This window comes from Pradoshia sp., assembly GCF_051873915.1.
Classification (GTDB): domain Bacteria; phylum Bacillota; class Bacilli; order Bacillales; family Pradoshiaceae; genus Pradoshia.
Window position 1 is genome coordinate 1 of record NZ_JBJEFJ010000032.1, and the last position, 3,455, is coordinate 3,455.

A 3,455-nucleotide genomic window follows, 5' to 3' on the forward strand; every position below is an offset into this window, starting at 1 on the left:
TTATGATTGTTTTTTAGGGAAAACCTTTTCCACAACACGATCTGTAGCATGTCCATCCTCTAGATAGCAATAGCGATCATAGAACTGTTGGTATTTTCCTTCATAGTCATGCTGAACTTGATCAATGTCATGCAATGCATTTATCAGCTCATCACTTGTCTGAAGCAATGGCCCTGGAGCTTCTTGTTCGAAGTCCATGTAGAAGCCGCGGGTATTATCGCGGTATTCTTCAAAGTCATATACATAGAAAAGAATTGGCCGTTTAAGGTTTGCATAATCAAACATAACAGAGGAATAGTCCGTGACAAGGACATCTGAAATGGTCAATAACTCTTGGATATCAGAGTAGCTGGAAACATTATAAACAAAATCGCTTAACTCTTCAGGTACCTTAAATTTATTGCTGATTACGACATGAAGTCTAAGCAATAAGATGTATTCATCTCCTAGCTTTTCCTTCATCGCTTCCAAATCAAACGGAATCTCAAATGTAAACTTATTGGCGCCGTTTGTTTGGTTGTCCCTGAAGGTAGGAGCATAAAGAATGACCTTTTTGTCTGTCGGTAGTTGCAGTTTTTCTCTCACTCTTCCTGCTATCTCGGTTAACCCATCTTGATAGAATAAGTCGTTGCGCGGGTAGCCTACTTCAAGGACATCCCCCTCGTAATGGAAGGCGCTTCTAAAGGCCTTGGTTGCATAGGCACTTGGGGAGATAAGATAGTCCCAGTTCTTAATTGCGCCGCTGACACGTTCAACATATCCTTCTTGGCGGCCCTGAACCTGCTCAATATCAAAGAGCATTTTCTTGAGCGGTGTTCCATGCCAGGTTTGTAAATACGTTGTTTCTTTTCTCTTATTAATATAGGACGGGAAGTTTTGGTTGTTTACCCAATACCCTGCTTTAGCTAAGTAATAGTAGTAAGAAGGGCTTAAACGTTTCACCTTAAGTGTATCCGGATCTCTAAAATGGACGCCTTTGTTTACGATCCATACTTTCTTGTATGGAAGCTTTTCCTCTAGAATCTTTTCGTATATTTTCCGTGGACTATCCGCATATTGCTTGCCTACACCGCTCTCGAAAACAATTAAATTCTTATCGACAGGCAGGAAGGTTCGCATCAATTTGTAAGCAGCTTTCATAGTCGGGAAATAGTATTTGCTCTTTCTGAATTTCTTCCCAATACCTTTCGCTATCGGCTGTTTCTGTAATCGATACGATAACTTTGGTTTAAGTGATTTGTCACTCGCAAGTTTAAAGATTCTCTCAGAGGATGACCGGTCCGAATACTTTAAGAACTTGCGGGCTCGTTGTTTGTAAGCATCCTTCATTTCGAAGTCATGTGATGCATACTCTTCAATCAATGCCAAAAGTTCATCAAGATCATTGGTAATGTCGCCTGGCAAATCCTCATCTAATTCCAAATGAGATGGACGTTTTCCTATAAAACGACTGCGATCAAATTGATAGTAAACAATCGGTTTTTGCAAGAAGCTGAAGTCGAATCCCACACTAGAGTAATCCGTCAGCATCATGGCGCTTTCCTTGATTAATGTCTGAACATCAACCTCTCCCTGTGAAATGACTTGATAAGGAGAATCGCGGAAATGGTCTGTATAAAGCTGCATATTAGGGTGCAGACAGAAAATAACCTCAAAATTATAGGTCTCACTAAGCTTGCGCAATGTTTCACTTTGGATTAGATCCTTGTATCGGTGATAGTATTCACTTTCAAGGAAATGCTCCTCCGTAAGAATCCAATCACGCCATGTCGGAATGATCAGCAATTGGCGTTTCTTCTCGACATTATCAGCTAATAATTCATCAAATCGGGATAAACCGGTGATATAGACTTGGTCAGGATTATAACCGAAGTCATTCACAATCATTGCCTTCTCGAAATCTGAGCTTACAAGAAAAATGTCGGTGTAGAAGCCGGGTGCATCCTTCCCATAGTTAGCAATCATATTTTTGGTTCCCATAACACCGTGCTGCAGGAAGATCTTTAGTGCATGTACCTTCCGTTTAAAGCGCTGTGTCCGAATTGGATATAGATAGTCAGCATGATGAGAGGAGATAATCCGTTTAGCAATCAAGCTTAATTTGATATGTTCTTTCGACTTGAAATAGACCACATTCCCGAGTGGCTCTACGTTCTTTAATTCGGGTGATTCCTGGTCAATTACGTAGTAAACAGGAAGTTCAGGGTGCTGTTCACGTACATATTTAAAAAAGTGATATCCAGTATCCTGTGCTTTATATGGCCGCTCTCCGACCAACCATACATTTTTTGAACGGTTTACAAGACGGTGGAGCCATGCCCATTTCATCATACGCTCAAGATATTTCAAGTTTTCCGCAGAGTAGCTGAGAATCTCTAGGGCAAGATTCGATGCTTTAAATGTGTAATAAGGATTGACGGATATCCCCTTATCCCCAATATATTTGGAAATATCCTGTGCAAAGTAGCGTGCTCGGAAGGTCGGCCGATGCAATTTCACCATGTAGGGCTCTGGTGTATCATTCAGTTGGAGCTTCAAAAAGACATCATAAATGCCTTCCTCTAAGAGATGACCTTCTTTTCCGAGCGGGACAATAGCATGATAGCTATAGCGATTCAATCCGTATTTTTGTCGCGTTTCCTCTTGATTTAATTCGAATGTAGCGGCTGTCTGACATTCCTCATCAGTCGCGCGGTTGCTTAATAGCAAATCCCCGTGCTGAATGACTGAATGTCTTGTAAAGATTTTTCCGTACACTTCCAATTCTTTGCCGGTACGTCTAACTCCGTCAATCTGTAGGCGAACGGACGGATTCAATTCTTTATCTACACTGAGAGAGAGATTACCTTTCTCTGTTACAAACGGAATGACCTTCCGATCTTGAAAATGGTAAGGCAAGAAGGGGCTTGGGATATCGGTTGTTTCAAAACGGCCAAGCCTAATCTTATATTGAAAGGCTTCTTCTCCATTACATTGAACCATTTCAGTTGATTCTGATTGGCTTAATTTTTCAAATCGTTTCTCACTAATGGATTTGGCCGGTACTAGAATGGTTAAATACCAATCATAAAAAGATTCGACATTAGGAAGTTTAGCAATCAACTCTCCTAGAGAAATCTTAAATTGGAATTTAGCAGAAGGTTTAATCTCCCCCGCGGAAAACCATTCTTCTGTTTCCCGGCATTTCAACCAAAGCTCGGAAACCGTATCCGTTTGGGTATTTAAGTGTCCTGATATGTATAGGGTATCCCCTGATTGTTTAATATTAAGGTATTGGTTTCGACGCTTTTTCTTTCGTTTAAATAATTTCCGAACGTTAATCATGTTCACCCACCTGACTGATATGATGATACGACTAGTATGAATCACGCAGTATAGAATATGCAAGAAAAAAATCTAGCCAATGATTAAATAAACCTTTAGAATAGAGGGTTTCTGGAGATTGTTAACAGTGT

Annotated in this window: 1 protein-coding gene; it reads right to left on the bottom strand. The window is 40.5% G+C overall.

Features of this window, described 5'->3' with window-relative positions; genetic code table 11:
• Entirely contained in the window at positions 1-3,324 is a 3,324-nt protein-coding gene (locus ACI35L_RS03370; RefSeq protein WP_439802248.1) for a CDP-glycerol glycerophosphotransferase family protein, read from the bottom strand.
• Between the last annotated feature and the right edge of the window lie 131 nt (positions 3,325-3,455).